The organism is Gordonia sp. NPDC003422 (genome assembly GCF_053588675.1).
Genome location: NZ_JBSFQL010000002.1, coordinates 12591 through 30789, shown reverse-complemented (window position 1 = coordinate 30789; position 18199 = coordinate 12591). Strand labels below are relative to the sequence as shown.

Here is an 18199-nt window from a genome sequence, read left to right as displayed (position 1 = left end):
TGCGACGGTGACCCGGCGACCACAGAAAGGGACAACCACCATGAAGCAGGGCATTCACCCCGAGTACGCGACGACCACCGTCGTCTGCGGCTGCGGCAACACCTTCGAGACCCGCAGCACCGCTGCCAACGGACGTATCAACGTCGAGGTCTGCTCGCAGTGCCATCCGTTCTACACCGGCAAGCAGAAGATCCTCGACACCGGCGGCCGTGTCGCGAAGTTCGAGAAGCGCTACGGCAAGCGCACCAAGAACGCAGAAGCCAAGTAGTCCGGTGTCGCAGTAACTCCCGTGACGACGCCCACCCGGTCCATCCGGGTAGGGCGTCGTTGGCGTCTGAAGGGGGATCGTCGGGGTACGGGGTTGTTCGGGTGAGTATCGGCAGAGGTGAGTGAGCAGTGAGTACGCAGAGTCCGTCGGCGATCGATGACATCCTCGCCGAGCACGCGGGTCTCGAACGTCAGCTGTCCGATCCGTCCCTGCACGACGACCCCGGCGCCGCGCGCCGCGTCGGCAAGCGGTTCGCCGAGCTCGCGCCGGTGATGGCAACGCATGCCAAACTGCAGGCCGCCCGCGACGATCTCGACGCGGCCCGTGAGCTGGCCGCCGACGACCCGGCCTTCGCCGAGGAGATCCCGGCACTCGAGGCCACCGTGGCCGAGCTGGATGCGACGCTCACCGATCTGCTCGCTCCCCGCGATCCGCACGACGCCGACGACGTCGTTCTCGAGATCAAGTCGGGAGCCGGTGGCGAAGAGTCGGCGCTGTTCGCCGCGGACCTCGCCCGGATGTACCTCAAGTACTGCGAACGCAACGGATGGAAGGCGCAGGTACTCGGCGTCACCGAGTCCGACCTCGGGGGCTACAAGGAAGCGACGCTGTCCATCAAGTCCAAGGAAGCGGTCCGCGACGGCGTCTGGTCGCGTCTGAAGTTCGAGGGCGGAGTTCATCGGGTGCAGCGCGTGCCGGTGACCGAGTCGCAAGGCCGGATTCACACGTCCGCGGCCGGGGTGCTCATCTATCCCGAGCCCGAAGAGGTCGAAGACGTCGTCATCGACGAGACCGAACTGCGCATCGACGTCTACCGGTCGTCCGGCAAGGGTGGTCAGGGCGTCAACACCACGGACTCGGCGGTTCGAATCACCCACCTGCCCACGGGAATCGTGGTGACGTGCCAGAACGAGCGCTCCCAGTTGCAGAACAAGGCTCGCGCATTGCAGGTTCTCGCCGCGCGGCTGCAGTCGGCGGCCGAGGAACAGGCGCAGGCCGCCGCGGCCCAGGATCGAGCGGCGCAGATCCGCACGGTCGACCGCTCCGAGCGCATCCGAACCTACAACTTCCCGGAGAACCGCATCACCGACCACCGCATCGGCTACAAGGCCAACAATCTCGACGCTGTGCTGGGCGGCGACATGGATGCGCTGCTCGACGCACTTGTCGCGGCCGACCGTCAGGCGAGACTCGAGGCGCAGTGACCGCGGTCTCTGCCGAGATCGCCACGGCCACCACGTTGTTGGCCGATGCCGGGATCGACACCGCACGCGTCGACGCCGACCGGCTGATGGCGGATGTTCTCGGCATCGAGATCGGCCGACTGCTGCTCGTCGACGGCATCGACGACGCGCAGCGCACAGCCTTTCGGGCTGCGGTCGCGCGACGTGCGACGCGGGAACCGTTGCAGCACATCATCGGTCGGGTCGGCTTCGGTCCCCTCGAGCTTGCCGTCGGGCCGGGGGTGTTCATTCCGCGGCCCGAGACCGAACTCATTCTTGAATGGGCGGTCGACGCGGCGTCGTCCGTCGACGGATCGCGCCCCGTCGGAGTTGCCGACCTCTGCAGCGGGAGTGGCGCCCTGGCACTCGGCATCGCGACGATGGTGCCGCGAGCGGAGGTCGCTGCGGTAGAGGAGGACACCGAAGCGTTGAAGTGGTTGCAGCGCAACGTCGTCGAACAGGGTCTGGGTGAACGCGTCCGCGTCTGCGCGGCCGATGTCACCGATGCCGTCGCGATGCACGACGTGCTGCCGGATGGATCGTGTGACGTGATCGTCAGCAACCCGCCGTACGTGCCGGCCGATGCCCAGGTCAGTGCCGAGGTTGCCCATGATCCGGCTCGCGCCGTCTTCGGTGGGGCCGACGGGATGTCGGTGATCATCCCCATGGTCGAGGTGATCGGGCGGGCGCTCCGGCCCGGTGGCCGGGTTGCCATCGAGCACGACGACACCACTGCCGGCAGCGTCGTCGAGGTACTCGGCGATGCGGGAGTCTTCGATTCGATCGTCGCCCACCAGGACCTCGCCGGCCGGCCGCGGTTCGTCTCCGCGACACGCGCCGCGGGGTAACCGGCGGCGCTTTCCGTGCACGGTCAACGGTTTTCGACGCACGGTCAACGAGTTTGGGGGGTGCGGGAATTCGGTTGACCCGTGACCACACGTCACTACGCTTGGCGGCATATGACAACGAATCACGCAGAAGACATCGACACCTTCCTCGCGGCCTACGACGAACAATTGAGAGGAGATGCCGAGGCGTCGTCGGCGACCGACGTCGAGAGGTGCGGTCCGCTGTACCTGATCACTCTCGCGGGCGGTCGGGGGTTGGTGACCTATCGACCCTTCACGACGACCCACGACGAGCTCGCCGCGCTCGTGTGCTCCGCCGTCGACTACTTCCGGGCGGTGCCCGGACTGACCTCGGTGGAGTGGAAGACGCGTGGCCACGACATCATGCCGGGGTTGTACAAGAGTCTGCTGCACAACGGATTCCGGGATGGGGGCACGGAATCGATCATGATCGGGCGCCCCGAGTTGCTGCTCGCCGAGGACACCGCACCCTCGGGTGTCACCCTCCGGCGCATCACCTCGGCGGCAGACGTTCGAGCAACCAGGGCGATGGTCGACAGCGTGTTCGGCGCACGAGGCGAGCCCTCGGAAGCGAGTGTGCAGCAGGAGTTGGCGCGCCTGCACGACGGGACCGGCCGGCAGGTCTGGGTCGCCGAAGCCGACATTGACTACGTGACGTCGGACAACGTGGCTCAGCACATCGTCGGGTCGGGACGGCTCGAACCCGTCTCCGGCACCGACTTCGCCGGAATCTGGGGCGGTGCAGTGGTTCCCGAGTGGCGGCATCGAGGCATCTACCGGGCGCTCACCGCGGCCCGAGCGGGTGCAGCCCTCGAGCAAGGAAAGACGCTGATCCAGTCCGACTCCACTGAATACTCACGACCGATCCTGGAACGGTCGGGGCTGATCAAGGTGTCGACCACCACCCCCTATCGGCTCGCCGTGATCGACTGACGAAGCGTCGGCTGCGTTGTCGCGCAACCCGTGCATGCGAGGATGAACGGGTGAGCATTGTTTTCGACTGCAACGATCCGGAGAGTCGCAGCGCGGGTATCCGTGCCGCCGTGGGGGCGGCCAAGGCGGGCCGGCTGGTCGTGATGCCGACCGACACGCTTTACGGACTCGGTTGCGATGCCTTCGATGCCGATGCGGTGGCGCAGTTGTTGGCCGCCAAGCACCGTGGCCGTGACATGCCGGTGCCGGTCCTGGTCGGTTCCTGGCACACCATCGACGGCCTGGTGCTGTCGGTGTCACAGGCCGCCCGCGACCTCGTCGAGGCGTTCTGGCCGGGTGGGCTGAGTCTGGTCGTCGAGCAGGCGCCGTCGCTGGCGTGGGATCTCGGCGACACGGCGGGCACGGTGATGCTGCGGATGCCACTGCATCCGGTGGCCATCGAGGTCTTGCGCGAGGTCGGTCCGATGGCGGTGTCGAGTGCGAATGTGTCCGGTCAGCCGCCGGCCACCACGGCCGAGCAGGCCCGGACCCAACTCGGCGAAGAGGTGTCGGTCTACCTCGACGGCGGACCCTCACCGGCCGCGCAGGCGTCGACCATCGTCGATGTCAGCGGGCCGAACCCCCGGGTTCTGCGGGTGGGGGCGGTATCGGTGGCCGACGTTGCCGACGTGCTCGACGTTGACCCGGAGTCACTGCTGGAGCAGCGATGACCGGCGTCACCGGGGACGCCGCCGTCGACGATCTCGTCGCACGCGAGCGGGAGCGCCGTTCGACGTCGATACAGCTGATCGCCAGCGAGACCGAACCCACTCCGGCGGTCCGGGCCGCCATGGGCTCGGTGTTCGACGCGAAATACGCCGAGGGCTACCCGGGAGGGCGGTATCACGGTGGTTGCGAAGTCGTCGACGAGGTCGAAAGCCTGGCCATCGAGCGGGCCCGCACCCTGTTCGGTGCCGAATACGCCAACGTCCAACCCGCGTCGGGCAGTGCGGCGAGCCTGGCGGTGTACGCCGCCTTCGCCCAGCCCGGCGATCCCGTGCTGGCGCTGCGTCTCGACCAGGGCGGTCACCTCACGCATGGTTCCCGGGCGAACTTCTCCGGCCGATGGTTCACCCCGCTGCACTACGGGGTGCGCAAGAGCGATGAATGTATCGACTACGACGAGGTGCGCGACCTCGCGTTGGTCCACCGGCCCCGCATCCTCGTCGCGGGGGCGGCCTCCTACTCGCGGCTGATCGATTTCGCCATCCTGCGTCAGATCGCCGACGAGGCCGAATGCGTGCTGTGGGTGGATGCCGCCCACCTCGCCGGTCTGGTGGCCGCGGGAGTCGCACCGTCGCCGGTGCCGTTCGCGGACGTCGTCACGGTGTCGACGAACAAGGTGATCCGAGGTCCGCGCGGAGGTCTGGTGGTCGCGCCCGAGCGTCACCGAAACGTGCTGGACAAGGCGGTGTACCCGTTTGTTCAGGGTGGGCCGGCGATGAACTCGATCGCTGCCAAGGCCGTCGCGTTCGCGGAATCGGCCACCGACGAGTTTGCCGCATACGCACGGACCGCGGTTGCCAACGCGACCGCGCTTGCCGACGCGTTGGTCGGTCGGGGTCTGCGGATCGTGTCGGGCGGGACCGACACCCACCTCGCCGTGGTCGACGTATCGGCCCGCGGCCTCACCGGCGTCGAGGCGCAGCGTCGGCTGGCGGCAGCCGGAATCGTCGTCGACAAGGCGGTCCTCCCATTCGACACGCAGCCGGTGGCACTCGGATCCGCCTTCCGGATCGGGACGGCGTGCGCCACGTCTGCCGGCCTGGGAGCCGCCGACATGAGCATGCTCGCGACCTGGATCGATGAGGCGTTGAGCGTCGCTGCCGACGACCCGGCGCAGGCGCGTATCCGCGACCGGATCTCCGAACTGCCGGCCGGGTAGCGTTGTGCGCGTGCCGCCACCGCTGAGCCCGTCCGGCGCCGACCCCCACGTGATGATCTGGGCGGCCGGCGGCGGCGTCGGCGTCCCATTTCGCGAGCTCTTGCTGGTCGGTCTGACGGCGGCCGCGATCACCTATCTCGTGACCTCGGCGGTGCGAGTGTTCGCCATCCGCGCAGGCGCGGTCGCGGTACCGCGTGTGCGGGATGTGCACGTCATCCCGACCCCGCGCCTCGGTGGTCTGGGCATGTTCGCCGGGGTGGTCGCGGCGATCGCGCTGGCGGCCAACCTGCCCGCGCTGAACCGCGGGTTCGCGTACACGACCGACATGAGTGCGGTGATCGCCGCCGGAGCAGTCATCGTGTTGGTCGGTGCGGTCGACGATCGCTGGGGTCTGGATGCCTTGACCAAGTTCGTCGGCCAGGTGACGGCGGCCGGGGTGATGGTCCTGATGAAGATCAGCTGGCTGCAGGTGCCCGTACCGTTCGGCGATATCGGCACGCTCGTGCTGGATCCGCTGCAGTCGGGACTGCTGACAGTGATCATCACGGTCGCGACCATCAACGCGGTGAACTTCATCGACGGGCTCGACGGACTAGCGGCCGGGCTCGGGCTGATCGCGGCGTCGGCCATCTGCATGTTCTCGCTGGGGCTGCTGCGTGATCAGGGCGGCGACGTCAGTTACTACCCGCCCGCGCTGATCTCGGCCGTTCTGGCCGGCGCATGCCTGGGCTTCTTGCCGCACAACTTCTCGCCCGCCCGGATCTTCATGGGGGATTCGGGGGCGATGCTGATTGGTCTCATGCTGGCTGCGGCGTCCACGAGCGCGTCTGGCCGTATCGCAGTGAACGCCTACGGCCCGGCGGACGTGTTCACCTTGTTGTCGCCGTTGCTGCTGGTGGCGGCCGTGGTCTTCGTGCCGATGCTCGACATGCTGATGGCGGTCATCCGACGAACGCGCGCCGGGGTCGGCTTCTACACGCCGGACAAGATGCATCTGCACCACCGACTGCTCGAGTTGGGCCATTCGCAACGCCGAGTGGCGTTGATCATCTACTTGTGGGTCGGGGTGCTCGCATTCTCGGTCGCGGCGAGCACCATTTTCCCGCTGTCGGTCGTCGCACCGGTGTTCGCGGGCGGTCTCGTGATTGCGATGCTGGTGACGATGGCGCCGCGTCTGCATCGCCGCTATGCCGAGCTGCGGACCGCGACGCGCGCCTTTCGTTGACCCGAAGCGTTCGGTGAGCATTCCTCTGACCTGGGGAACTCGGCGGTCCCGCCACGGTCGTCCCACCAAAACCAGGGGAAGAGTTCCTTCCCCGAGGTTCGTAGTCGTCCGCGAGAATTTTCTGGGGGAGGACTCCAAGGGTAGGGGAAGGAGTTTCATCCCCTACTTCTTGTGGCGGGTGAGTCGCCGATCCGCAGAGTCCGGTGGCCGGGCCCGTTGGGCTGGAAATCTGTACGCGGGAGGCCGATGAAGTGGGCACAGTCTACTTCATCGGGGTGGGGAGTCCAGCTTTCCAACGTGGTTGCTTGCGCTCGTCACACCTGGCTGGCGGCCGGGACGCTTCGTTCCCGGCTCTACGATCGCGTTGGTCGATGTCGAGGCCCGGGGTGGTAAGGGGACAGTAAAGAATCGTGTACTATCCCCTGTAGTAGGTGATGAGACCGATCATTCGGTCAGGCGTCACCCAACCGGGCGGACAGCATGTCCCATGACGGCATACCCCGCGATGAGCACGCCCGATCCATGTTGGTAGGGTCACACCCGAACGTGAGCTTACGCCCGGCGACCTGGTCGCCGAACGCACGCGCGGTGCTTCGTGCCCATCCGGCGCGAGGTGAGAGAGCTGAGGAGAGGCGCATGACGACTTCTGCACCTGACTCGGCCCCCGTTTATCCGCAGGCTCCGACCGGCCTCCGCCGGCCCGGTGCGATCGCGGTCGTGGTGAGCGGCATCGTCATCGGTCTCGCGACCTACCTCGGCCACCCGGTGTTCGGGGCGTTCTTCGTCCTCGGCATGGTCGGGATCTTTGTCAATGCGGCGATGGTGCGCCAGGTCGTCGAGACGGTGGCGGCCGCACCGGATCCGCACAAGAAATCGTTGGCACTCAATTCCGCTGCCCGGCTCGGCGCCATCACGGTGCTCGCGCTCGTGGCGGCTTTCCTGGTCCGGCCCGATGGGCTGGGCGTCATGTTCGGGCTCGCGATCGGCCAGGTGATCCTGGTTCTCAACGCGGTGATTCCGGTGATGAAAGGACTGCGCAAGCAGCTATGACGGATACGACCTACTTGGCCGAGGCGGCCATCCACGTCGGCGTGCACGAGACGGTCACGATCGGTGGGATGACCTTCAACACCGACACGATCCTCTCGTCGGCGATCGCAGCGGTGATCGTGATCGCCATGGCCTTCTACGTCAAGGCGAAGGTGACATCCAGCAAGCCGAACACGGTGCAGCTCTATTTCGAGGTCGTGACCGTGCAGATGCGCGGGCAGATCGAGAGCGCCATCGGCATGAAGATCGCCGGCTTCGTCCTCCCCCTCGCGGTCACCCTGTTCACCTATATTCTCGTCGCGAACTGGCTCTCGATCCTGCCGGTCCAGTACGCATCGTCCAACGGCGAGGTGCACGAACTGCTCAAGCCCGCGGCCAGCGACGTGAACTTCGTCTACGCGATGGCGCTGTTCGTCTTCGTCTGGTACCACGGGGCCGGCATGCGGCGTCGCGGCGTCTTCGGCCACCTGGGCAAGCTGGTCAAGGGCCACGTGCCCGCGCTGGCAGCGATCAACATCATCGAAGAGATCGCCAAGCCCGTCTCGCTCTCCCTCCGTCTTTTCGGCAACATCTTCGCCGGCGGCATCATGGTCGCCCTGATCGCGCTGTTCCCGGCCTACATCCTCTGGGCGCCCAACGCCCTGTGGAAATCCTTCGACCTGTTCGTGGGTCTGATCCAGGCGTTCATCTTCGCCCTGCTGACGATCCTGTACTTCAGCCAGGCCATGGAGCTCGACGAAGACCATCACTAGACCATCTACCCTGCTCGACCCCGGGCGGCGCCGCCAACCGGGACCCAAGACCTGACAACCGAGATTGTCAGTTCCACCCGAAAGGAAAGTTCAGAAATGGATCCAACAATTGGTATGGGCGCCCTGATCGGCGGCGGTCTGATCATGGCCGGCGGCGCGATCGGTGCCGGTATCGGTGACGGTCTGGCCGGCGCCCAGCTGATCGCGGGTATCGCTCGTCAGCCCGAAGCTCAGGGTCGTCTGTTCACCCCGTTCTTCATCACCGTGGGTCTGGTCGAGGCCGCCTACTTCATCAACCTCGCGTTCATGGCGCTGTTCGTGTTCGCCACCCCGATCTCGGCCGAGCAGTAAGCGCTTCGCCCGACATCGACCTGACGCTGTTCCGATAGGGGAAACGCAAACATGATGCTGTATCTCGCCGCAGCCGCCGAAGAAGGGGAGAAGCCGCCGAACTTCTTGATCCCCAACGGCACGTTCTTCGTGTGTCTGTTCATTTTCGTCGTCGTGCTGATCGTGATCCGCACGCTGGTGGTCCCGCCGATCGTCAAGGTGCTCGACGAGCGCGATGCGAGGGTGGCGAAGACCGTGGACGACACCAAGAGCGCTGCGGCGAGCTACGAGGATGCGGACACCCACTACCGGGCGGCCATGAAGGAGGCCCGTGGGGATGCCACGGGCATCCGGGACGAGGCCCGCGCAGCGGGCAACGAGGAGCTTTCGGCGGCGAAGCGGCGCGCGACCGAGGAGGCCGACGCCGCTCTCGCTGCCACCTCCGAGTCCTTGAAGGCAGAGGGTGACCGTGCCGCAAGCACGGCGCACGCGGATGTCGACCGGTTGTCGGCCACGCTGGCCGGCCGAGTTCTCGGCACCGAGGTCGATACGACCAACAAGGAGAAGGTGAACTAGGTGGACATCCTCATTGGCAACTTCATCGGGTTCGCCGTCATCGTCTTCTTGTTCTGGAAGTATGTGCGACCGCCGCTGAGCCGCGCGGTGCACAACCAGAAGGAAACGATCGCCCGGCAGGTGATCGAGAGTGAGGAAGCGAAGGCCCGGCTCGCCGACGCCCAGGCTGCTCACGATCGCGCTCTGGCCGAGGCAAAGGCCGAGGCCGCGGAGCTCCACGAGTCCGCACTGAAAGACGCCGAGGGCATCCGGGAGGACATCAAGGCCCAGGCCGACTCCGAGGTCCGGCGGATCAGCGAGCACGGCAAGTCTCAGGTCGAGCTGACTCGTTCGAACCTGGTTCGCCAGTTGCGTACCGATCTCGGTCTCACCGCCATCGACGGCGCGGACAAGCTGGTGCGCTCGCACCTGTCCGACGAGTCCAACCGCTCGGCGAGTGTCGACCGGGTGATCGCCGAGCTCGAGGCGATGGCATCGAGCACGCAGACGGCTGTCCCACACAGCTCGGAACTGATCGGTCTGCGTCACATGCGGGCCGGCAGCCGTGAGGCTGCGCGCGTTGTCTCCCACGAGTTCGATTCCGCGAGCAAGGATCTCGACGGACCTGCACTCACCGCGGCGGCCGCCGAATTGACCCAGGTCATCATCGTGCTCAACGCCAATCCGGTGCTGCGCAAGAAGCTGACCGAGGACGAGGACAACCCCGCAGGCAAGGAGCAGCTGGTGTCGACGCTGTTCGGCGGAAAGGTCGCACCCATCGTCGTCGATGTGGTCGCCTCGGCGGCCAAACAACGGTGGTCGACGTCGACTGACTTCATCGCGGGGCTGCGCAGGCAGAACGCTCTGATCGTGCTCACCGCGGCCGAGCGGGAAGGCCAGATCGAGCAGGTCGAAGACGAGCTCTTCCGCGTGAGCCGCTTGCTGGACGCCAATCCGCAGCTGGCCTCCCTGCTGTCTGATCACACCCATCCAGCCGACAAGCGAAATGGCTTGCTGGAGAAGCTGATCGGCGGACAGGTCACCGAACACACCTGGTACCTGCTGTCGCACCTCATCGCGCTGCTGCACGGCCAGCCGGTCGAGGTCGCCGTCGAGCAGCTCGCCGAACTCGCGGCAGCCCGCCGCGGCGAGTCGGTGGCTCACGTCGTGTCCGCTGCACCCCTGTCCGATGCTCAGATCGAGCGTCTCGGGACGGTGCTCGGCAGCATCTACGGCCGGACGATCTCGGTGCAGACCGAAGTGCGTCCAGAGATCCTCGGCGGCCTGCGCATCGGGGTTGGCGAGGAGATCATCGACGCCGACATCGCCACTCGCCTCGCGAAGGCGACCGAGACGCTGCCGCGCTGACACAGCCGAGACATCGAAGCGCTCACGCGCCGAGACAACGAAGCGCTCACGCGCCGAGACAACGAAGCGCTCACGCGCCACCAACCACCACCCGACGACCACCACACCCAGGCTCGCAAGCCGGACCAGAACAAGGAAAGACGAGAACCCATGGCGGAGTTGACGATCTCACCAGACGAGATTAAGGGAGCGATCGAGCAGTACGTCTCGTCGTTCGAAGCCGAGGCGTCGCGCGACGAGGTCGGCATCATCACCGATACCGCGGACGGCATCGCGCACGTCAGCGGCCTGCCCAGCGCTATGGCCAACGAGCTGCTGCAGTTCCCCGGCGGCATCCTCGGCGTGGCGCTCAACCTCGACGAGGACGAGATCGGTGCGGTCATCCTCGGTGACTATGAGGACCTCGAAGAGGGCCAGGAAGTCAGCCGGACCGGCGAGGTGCTCTCCGTCCCGGTCGGCGACAAGTTCCTCGGCCGCGTGGTCGACCCGCTCGGCGCGCCCATCGACGGACTCGGCGACATCGAGGCCGAAGAGCAGCGCGTTCTCGAACTCCAGGCGGCCACCGTGCTCGAGCGTCAGCCGGTCGAGGAGTCGCTGGCCACCGGCATCAAGGCCATCGACGCCATGACCGCGATCGGTCGCGGCCAGCGTCAGCTCGTCATCGGCGACCGCAAGACCGGCAAGACCGCGGTCTGCGTCGACGCGATCCTGAACCAGAAGGCCAACTGGGAGTCGGGCGACGAGAACAAGCAGGTCCGCTGCATCTACGTCGCCATCGGTCAGAAGGGTTCCACCATCGCGGGCGTCAAGACCGCGCTCGAAGAGGCCGGAGCGATGGAGTACACCACCATCGTCGCCGCTCCCGCGTCTGATTCCGCCGGTTTCAAGTGGCTCGCGCCCTACACCGGTTCGGCCATCGGACAGCACTGGATGTACCAGGGCAAGCACGTCCTGATCGTGTTCGACGACCTCACCAAGCAGGCCGAGGCCTACCGCGCGATCTCGCTGCTGCTGCGCCGCCCGCCGGGCCGCGAGGCATACCCGGGTGACGTCTTCTACTTGCACTCGCGTCTGCTGGAGCGTGCGGCCAAGCTGTCCGATGAGATGGGCGGCGGTTCGATGACCGCACTGCCGATCATCGAGACCAAGGCCAACGACGTGTCGGCGTTCATCCCGACCAACGTCATCTCGATCACCGACGGCCAGGTGTTCCTCGAGTCCGACCTCTTCAACAAGGGCGTTCGCCCGGCCATCAATGTCGGCACCTCGGTGTCGCGCGTGGGTGGTGCCGCACAGACCAAGGGTCTGAAGAAGGTGTCCGGCTCGCTGCGTCTGGAGCTGGCCCAATTCCGTGAGCTCGAGGCGTTCTCCGCGTTCGCCTCCGACCTCGACGACGCGTCGAAGGCGCAGCTCGAGCGCGGTGCACGCTGGGTCGAGATGCTCAAGCAGGATCAGTACAGCCCGTACTCCGTCGAGGACGAGATCGTGTCGATCTACCTCTGCGGTGAAGGCCACTACGATTCGGTGCCGGTCAGCGACGTCCGCAACTTCGAGACCCAGTTGCTGAGCCACCTGCATCACAACGCGACCGGCGTCTACGACTCCATCGCCGGCGGCAAGGTGCTCACCGACGATCAGGCCGAGGCCCTTGTCGACGAGACCAACAAGTTCAAGAACAGCTACCTCACCCACGACGGCCAGCGCGTCGTCAACGAGGCCGAGGCATCTGCGATGGACTCCGAGGACGTCGAGCACGAAGAGATCAAGATCCGCAAGTGATCGTGACCGCATTCGACAGCCGGGCCATGAGCCCAGCACAGAGGAAAGGGGTGAGGGAGCATGGCCAGTATTCGTGAGCTGCGCTCGCGCATCCGGTCGGTGCAGTCGACCAAGAAGATCACCAAGGCGCAGGAACTGATCGCGACGTCGCGAATCACCAAGGCACAGGCCCGCGTGGCCGCGGCCAAGCCGTACGCGAAAGAGATGACCACGGTGCTCTCGGAGCTGGCCAGCAACGCCGGTTCGCTGGATCACCCGTTGCTCGTCGAACGCGAGAACCCGAAGCGGGCGGCTGTGCTGGTCGTGACCAGCGACCGCGGTATGTGTGGTGGCTACAACGCCAACGTGCTGCGTGCGACCCGCGAGCTCGTCGCCTTGTTGAAGGACGAGGGCAAGGAGCCCGTGCTGTTCGTGACCGGGCAGAAGGGCGTCGGGTTCTTCAGCTTCCGTGGTTCGGAGGTCGCCGATTCGTGGACCGGGTTCTCCCAGGCCCCGGAGTACGCGGACGCAGCGCAGGCGAGCAACTTCCTCGTCGACCTGTTCCTCGCCGGATCGGGCGAGCAGGTCGAGCGCCCGGGCGGCGACGGCAGCCTGGAAGGCGTCGACGAGTTGCACCTGGTGTACACCCGGTTCGTCTCGATGCTGACCCAGTCGCCCGAGGTGCGCCGTGTGGCTCCGCTGGTGGTGTCCGAGCACGACGAGGGCAGCGATGTCGAGGTGACCGAGAAGTCCCGGAACTACTCGTTCGAGCCGGGCGCGGATCACCTCCTGGATGCGCTGCTGCCGAGGTACGTGGCTACGCGCGTCTATGCGGCGTTGCTCGATTCGTCGGCATCGGAATCCGCAGCGCGTCGTACGGCGATGAAGGCGGCAACCGACAACGCAGAAGAGTTGTCGAAAACGTTGTCGCGCGAGGCCAACCAGCTTCGCCAGGCACAGATCACCCAGGAAATCAGCGAGATCGTCGGCGGTTCGAGCGCGCTGGCATAACAGCCATGCGTCGCCGTTCTTGTCGGCCCGACACCATACTTCGATCGAAGAGGAAGTGACCCAAGCATCATGACCGCAGCAGTAGAAAGCCCCTCCGCGAAGTCGGCGGGCTCCACCGACGGGCGGGTCGTCCGCATCATCGGCCCGGTGGTCGACGTCGAGTTCCCGCGCGGCTCGATCCCAGACCTGTTCAACGCGCTGCACGCCGAGGTCACCCTCGAAGCTGTGGCCAAGACCCTCACGCTCGAGGTCGCACAGCACCTCGGCGACAACCTGGTGCGCACCATCTCGATGCAGCCGACCGACGGCCTGGTCCGCGGCGCTGCGGTGTCCGACACCGGCAAGTCGATCGTCGTTCCGGTCGGTGACGTGGTCAAGGGCCACGTGTTCAACGCTCTCGGCGACTGCCTCGACGAGCCGGGTCTCGGCCGAGACGGTGAGCAGTGGAGCATCCACCGCAAGCCGCCGCCCTTCGACGAGCTCGAGGGCAAGACCGAGATCCTCGAGACCGGCATCAAGGTCATCGACCTGCTGACCCCGTACGTGAAGGGCGGCAAGATCGGGCTGTTCGGCGGCGCCGGCGTGGGCAAGACCGTTCTCATCCAGGAGATGATCACCCGTATCGCGCGTGAGTTCTCCGGTACGTCGGTGTTCGCCGGCGTCGGCGAGCGCACCCGTGAGGGCACCGACCTCCACCTCGAGATGGAGGAGATGGGCGTTCTCCAGGACACCGCCTTGGTGTTCGGCCAAATGGACGAGCCGCCGGGCACGCGTATGCGCGTGGCCCTGTCGGCGCTGACCATGGCGGAGTACTTCCGCGATGAGAAGCACCAGGACGTGCTGCTGTTCATCGACAACATCTTCCGGTTCACCCAGGCCGGTTCGGAGGTCTCCACCCTCCTCGGTCGTATGCCGTCGGCGGTGGGTTACCAGCCGACTCTGGCCGACGAGATGGGCGAGCTCCAGGAGCGGATCACCTCGACCAAGGGTCGTTCGATCACCTCGCTGCAGGCCATCTACGTGCCCGCCGACGACTACACCGACCCGGCGCCGGCCACCACCTTCGCGCACCTCGATGCCACCACCGAGCTCTCGCGTCCGATCTCGCAGCTGGGTATCTACCCCGCCGTGGACCCGCTGACGTCGACCTCGCGCATCCTGGAGGCTTCGATCGTCGGTGACGAGCACTTCCGCGTCGCCAACGAGGTCAAGCGCATCTTGCAGAAGTACAAGGAACTGCAGGACATCATCGCCATCCTCGGTATGGACGAGCTCTCCGAAGAGGACAAGGTCACCGTGCAGCGTGCACGGCGCATCCAGAAGTTCCTCGGCCAGAACTTCCTCGTCGCCGAGAAGTTCACCGGACAGAAGGGTTCGGTGGTGCCGCTCAACGACACCATCGAGGCATTCGACCGCGTGTGCAAGGGCGAGTTCGACCACCTGCCCGAGCAGGCGTTCAACAGCTGCGGTGGACTCGACGACGTGGAGGCCGCCGCCGCCAAGATCGCCGGAAAGTAGCGAACCGACATGGCTGACAAGTCCTTCCACGTGGAGGTGGTCTCCGCCGATCAGGAGCTGTACTCGGGCGAGGCGACTTTTGTGATCGCTCAGACGACCGTGGGTGAGCTCGGTGTCCTCGCCGGACACGAGCCGCTGCTCGGTCAGCTGGTTCCGGGTGGCTTCGTGGTGATCGTCGAAGAGTCGGGCACTCGGAAGGCGGCTTCGGTGGAGGGTGGCTTCCTGTCCATCACCGGCGAATCCGTCACGATTCTCGCGGAGGCGGCCGACTGGGCCGACGACGTCGACGAGGCATCCGAGCGGCAGGCGTTGGAGTCTGCCGAGCCCGGTTCCCCGGAGTACAACCACGCACATGCGCGTTTGACTGCGGCACAACACCTTTCGAAGTAGCGAGAGTGAGCGCCAGCGCGCGCTGAAACTGATGTGATCGGCCAGTCACTCCGGGACACCCCGGGTGGCTGGCCGATTCGTTTGTTCGGATGGCATGCTGGTGCACATCAGCCCGTTCGCGTGACGCTGTCGACAGCCCGATCGACAGTCCGGTCGAGATCGTTCGATCGGTGGGGACCACGCGTAGTTGTCGCAAGGAGGTGTCGGGGGTGACGCTTCTCGCCGTGCTGCTGACCGTTCTGCTCGTGGTCGCAGTGGCGCTGTGTGCGCTGCTGGCCTTCCGGCTCGGACAGCTACGGAGTGCCGGGACCCCGGTGCTTCTACGAGAGATGCCCGCCGGTGTCGACGAGGGGTGGCGGCACGGCACCATTCACTACACCGACGAGACACTGCGCTATTACCGGCTCAGTTCGCTTCGGCCGGGTCCCTCGGTGACGTTCTGTCGGCAGGGCATCGACATCGTCGGCCGGCGTGAGCCGATGGGGACCGAATGCGACATCATGGACGGGCTCGTTGTTCTCCAGGTACGCGAGACGCCGTATGACTCCGATGCCGTCGAACCGCGCACCGACACCTACGAGATGGCGATGACGCTGGGTGCGGTCACCGCGTTCCAGTCCTGGCTCGAGTCGCGACAGTCCGACCGCTCGCAGCGTCGTCGTAGTGCGTGAAGTATTCCCAATCGCTCCCTGATCCGAAGATTCGGTAATCAAACCCGCTGACCTGCGGAAATGAGCCCGCGTCGTGCCCGCAAAATCTAGGGGAAGAACTTCTTCCCCGGGGTTCATAGTCGTCCGCGAGAATTTCCTGGGGGAGGACTCCAAGGGTAGGGGAAGAACTTCTTCCCCTAGTTTTGCGGCGCCGGTTCGCGCCGCCGACGAGAATGCCGCCGCTGCGCACTCATGGCAACCACCTGGTCGGCCGCCCATTGATCCGTTTGAGGTTGAGCCCGGGATCCGAAGAGTACTGCCTTCGGCCTCCTGAACTGGAGGTATGCGCAGGCTTCGCGGCGGCGGTCCCACCGAAAGGAGGGGAAGAAGTCTCCTCCCCTACTTTTCGTGTTGCCTATGCACCCGTCGGGGCGGGACTGGTCACTCAGGCCGGTCACGATCCCCGCCGGGCACCCAGCACACATCGCCCGGGATCTCGCCGTCGGGTCCAGGTGACCGGTTCGCCACCCGAGCGAGGATGAACAGCAGATCCGACAGCCGATTCAGGTATTTGGCGGGCAACACGGACGTGTCGTCCGGGTTCGCGGCCACGGCCGCCCAGGCAGATCGTTCGGCGCGGCGCGTGACGGTCCGCGCCTGATGCAGCAACGCGCTCAACGGGGTGCCGCCGGGCAGGATGAACGAGTTGAGGGCGGGGAGGTCCGTGCCGAACTGATCGCACCAGGATTCCAGTGCGTCGATGTAGGACTGCTCGATACGTAGCGGCGGGTACTTCGGGTCGTCGACGACAGGCGTCGACAGATCGGCGCCGGCGTCGAAGAGGTCGTTCTGCACTGTGGTGAGAACGGTTCGGACGTCGTCGGCGATCGGTCCGCCGACGGCGAGGGCCATGCCGATGACGGCATTCGCCTCGTCGCAGTCGGCGTAGGCGACCACCCGAGGGTCGGTCTTGGGAACTCGGGAGAAGTCGCTGAGGCCGGTCGAGCCGTCATCGCCGGTCCGCGTGTAGATCCGCGTCAGATGCACCGCCATCACTCGAATGTAGCGGCCCGATGCGCGGCCGATAAGGTGGCAGGCGTGAGTGATCGTTTTCTGGTCACCGGCGGAGTCCGGTTGGCGGGCGAGGTGTCGGTGGGTGGCGCCAAGAACAGCGTCCTCAAACTGATGGCGGCCGCCCTGCTGGCCGAAGGCACCACGGTGCTGACCAATTCGCCGGAGATCGCCGACGTGCCGTTGATGGCCGACGTACTCCGCGGATTGGGTGCCGTGGTTTCCCAGGATGGGGACACCGTATCGATCACCGCGCCCGCGGAGCCGAAGTATCACGCCGACTTCGACGCGGTCCGACAGTTCCGCGCCTCGGTGTGCGTGCTGGGACCGCTGATGGCTCGCTGTCACCGGGCCGTCGTCGCGCTGCCCGGTGGCGACGCGATCGGATCGCGACCGCTCGACATGCATCAGTCGGGACTGCGTGCGTTGGGTGCGCACAGTTCGATCGAGCACGGGTGTGTGGTTGCCGAGGCCGATGCCCTGATCGGAGCTCCGATCGCGCTCGAGTTCCCGTCGGTGGGTGCCACCGAGAACATCCTGATGGCCGCCGTCCTCGCCGAGGGCGAGACCACGATCGACAACGCAGCACGCGAACCGGAGATCGTCGACCTGTGCGAGATGCTGCAGCAGATGGGGGCACAGATCGAGGGTGCGGGCACCTCGACCCTCGTGGTGCGCGGCGTCGACCGCCTGCATCCGACCACCCACCGCGTCGTCGGCGATCGGATCGTGGGCGCAACCTGGGGCATCGCCGCGGCCATGACCCGCGGCGACGTCTCCGTGCACGGTGTGCGGCCCGAGCATCTGCAGCTGGTCCTGAACAAGCTGGTCGACGCCGGCGCGCAGGTGGACACCTCCAGCGACGGCTTCCGCGTCCGACACGACGCGCGTCCCACCGCCGTCAACGTGTCCACGCTTCCGTTCCCGGGCTTTCCGACCGACCTTCAGCCGATGGCGATCGGGCTGGCCACGATCGCCGACGGGATGTCGGTGATCACCGAGAACGTCTTCGAGGCCCGTTTCCGTTTCGTCGAAGAGATGGTCCGACTCGGCGCCGACGCACGCACCGACGGGCATCACGCGGTGATCCGCGGCATCGAGCAGCTGTCGAGTGCCCCCGTCTGGTGTTCGGACATCCGGGCCGGCGCGGGGCTCGTTCTGGCCGGCCTGGTGGCAGACGGCGTCACCGAGGTGCACGACGTCGAACACATCGATCGTGGGTATCCGCACTTCGTGGAGATCCTGCGTGGACTCGGTGCCCAGATCGAGCGCGTCACCGACACCGACCGAGCAGGGAGCTGAAT

At 66.2% G+C, this 18199-nt stretch carries 19 protein-coding genes; 18 read left to right on the top strand and 1 reads right to left on the bottom strand.

Annotation, left to right across the window (positions count from 1 at the left end; genetic code table 11):
* Positions 1 to 40: 40 nt before the first annotated feature.
* The 17 genes from rpmE to ACWDTF_RS01840 all read left to right on the top strand — a co-directional run bounded on the left by rpmE (position 41) and on the right by ACWDTF_RS01840 (position 15845).
* Positions 41 to 268: a 50S ribosomal protein L31 gene (gene rpmE / locus ACWDTF_RS01920; RefSeq protein ID WP_240860304.1), complete on the top strand. Its 228-nt coding sequence runs from the start codon at positions 41 to 43 to the stop codon at positions 266 to 268.
* Between the two features lie 128 nt (positions 269 to 396).
* Positions 397 to 1473, top strand: a complete 1077-nt coding sequence (gene prfA / locus ACWDTF_RS01915) for a peptide chain release factor 1 (protein ID WP_240860303.1) — start codon at positions 397 to 399, stop codon at positions 1471 to 1473.
* Entirely contained in the window at positions 1470 to 2339 is an 870-nt protein-coding gene (gene prmC, locus ACWDTF_RS01910) for a peptide chain release factor N(5)-glutamine methyltransferase (protein WP_355276724.1), read from the top strand. The genes prfA and prmC overlap by 4 nt, the downstream gene beginning before the upstream one ends.
* Before the next feature lie 111 nt (positions 2340 to 2450).
* Entirely contained in the window at positions 2451 to 3293 is an 843-nt protein-coding gene (locus ACWDTF_RS01905) for a hypothetical protein (protein ID WP_240860298.1), read from the top strand.
* A gap of 50 nt (positions 3294 to 3343) precedes the next feature.
* Positions 3344 to 4003 (top strand): L-threonylcarbamoyladenylate synthase, encoded by a 660-nt coding sequence (locus ACWDTF_RS01900; RefSeq protein WP_240860296.1) that lies wholly within the window; start codon positions 3344 to 3346, stop codon positions 4001 to 4003.
* Positions 4000 to 5217, top strand: a complete 1218-nt coding sequence (locus ACWDTF_RS01895) for a serine hydroxymethyltransferase (RefSeq protein ID WP_240860294.1) — start codon at positions 4000 to 4002, stop codon at positions 5215 to 5217. Before ACWDTF_RS01900 ends, ACWDTF_RS01895 begins: the two co-directional genes overlap by 4 nt.
* A 52-nt stretch (positions 5218 to 5269) precedes the next feature.
* Entirely contained in the window at positions 5270 to 6442 is a 1173-nt protein-coding gene (locus tag ACWDTF_RS01890; RefSeq protein WP_240860360.1) for an MraY family glycosyltransferase, read from the top strand.
* A gap of 636 nt (positions 6443 to 7078) precedes the next feature.
* Positions 7079 to 7492 (top strand): hypothetical protein, encoded by a 414-nt coding sequence (locus ACWDTF_RS01885; protein ID WP_240860291.1) that lies wholly within the window; start codon positions 7079 to 7081, stop codon positions 7490 to 7492.
* Entirely contained in the window at positions 7489 to 8244 is a 756-nt protein-coding gene (gene atpB / locus ACWDTF_RS01880) for a F0F1 ATP synthase subunit A (RefSeq protein WP_240860290.1), read from the top strand. The genes ACWDTF_RS01885 and atpB overlap by 4 nt, the downstream gene beginning before the upstream one ends.
* Positions 8245 to 8340: 96 nt before the next feature.
* Entirely contained in the window at positions 8341 to 8595 is a 255-nt protein-coding gene (locus ACWDTF_RS01875; RefSeq protein ID WP_240860289.1) for a F0F1 ATP synthase subunit C, read from the top strand.
* A gap of 51 nt (positions 8596 to 8646) precedes the next feature.
* Positions 8647 to 9150 (top strand): F0F1 ATP synthase subunit B, encoded by a 504-nt coding sequence (locus ACWDTF_RS01870; RefSeq protein WP_240860288.1) that lies wholly within the window; start codon positions 8647 to 8649, stop codon positions 9148 to 9150.
* Positions 9151 to 10497 carry a F0F1 ATP synthase subunit B/delta gene (locus ACWDTF_RS01865; RefSeq protein ID WP_449753896.1) on the top strand — a complete coding sequence of 449 codons (1347 nt, stop codon included), beginning with the start codon at positions 9151 to 9153 and terminating at the stop codon, positions 10495 to 10497.
* Positions 10498 to 10647: 150 nt separating this feature from the next.
* Positions 10648 to 12276 carry a F0F1 ATP synthase subunit alpha gene (gene atpA / locus ACWDTF_RS01860; RefSeq protein ID WP_240860286.1) on the top strand — a complete coding sequence of 543 codons (1629 nt, stop codon included), beginning with the start codon at positions 10648 to 10650 and terminating at the stop codon, positions 12274 to 12276.
* A gap of 60 nt (positions 12277 to 12336) precedes the next feature.
* Positions 12337 to 13266 carry a F0F1 ATP synthase subunit gamma gene (locus ACWDTF_RS01855; RefSeq protein WP_240860285.1) on the top strand — a complete coding sequence of 310 codons (930 nt, stop codon included), beginning with the start codon at positions 12337 to 12339 and terminating at the stop codon, positions 13264 to 13266.
* Between the two features lie 69 nt (positions 13267 to 13335).
* Positions 13336 to 14784, top strand: a complete 1449-nt coding sequence (gene atpD / locus ACWDTF_RS01850) for a F0F1 ATP synthase subunit beta (RefSeq protein ID WP_240860284.1) — start codon at positions 13336 to 13338, stop codon at positions 14782 to 14784.
* 9 nt (positions 14785 to 14793) lie between these two features.
* Positions 14794 to 15174, top strand: a complete 381-nt coding sequence (locus ACWDTF_RS01845) for a F0F1 ATP synthase subunit epsilon (RefSeq protein WP_240860282.1) — start codon at positions 14794 to 14796, stop codon at positions 15172 to 15174.
* Between the two features lie 209 nt (positions 15175 to 15383).
* Positions 15384 to 15845 (top strand): DUF2550 domain-containing protein, encoded by a 462-nt coding sequence (locus ACWDTF_RS01840; RefSeq protein ID WP_355276732.1) that lies wholly within the window; start codon positions 15384 to 15386, stop codon positions 15843 to 15845.
* A gap of 420 nt (positions 15846 to 16265) precedes the next feature.
* Here the strand turns inward: ACWDTF_RS01840 and ACWDTF_RS01835 are convergent, their stop codons facing one another.
* Entirely contained in the window at positions 16266 to 16877 is a 612-nt protein-coding gene (locus ACWDTF_RS01835; RefSeq protein ID WP_240860278.1) for a cob(I)yrinic acid a,c-diamide adenosyltransferase, read from the bottom strand.
* Positions 16878 to 16922: 45 nt separating this feature from the next.
* Between ACWDTF_RS01835 and murA the strand changes: the two genes are divergently transcribed.
* On the top strand, positions 16923 to 18197 hold the full coding sequence (murA, locus tag ACWDTF_RS01830; protein WP_240860276.1) for a UDP-N-acetylglucosamine 1-carboxyvinyltransferase: 1275 nt from the start codon (positions 16923 to 16925) through the stop codon (positions 18195 to 18197).
* Positions 18198 to 18199 lie beyond the last annotated feature (2 nt).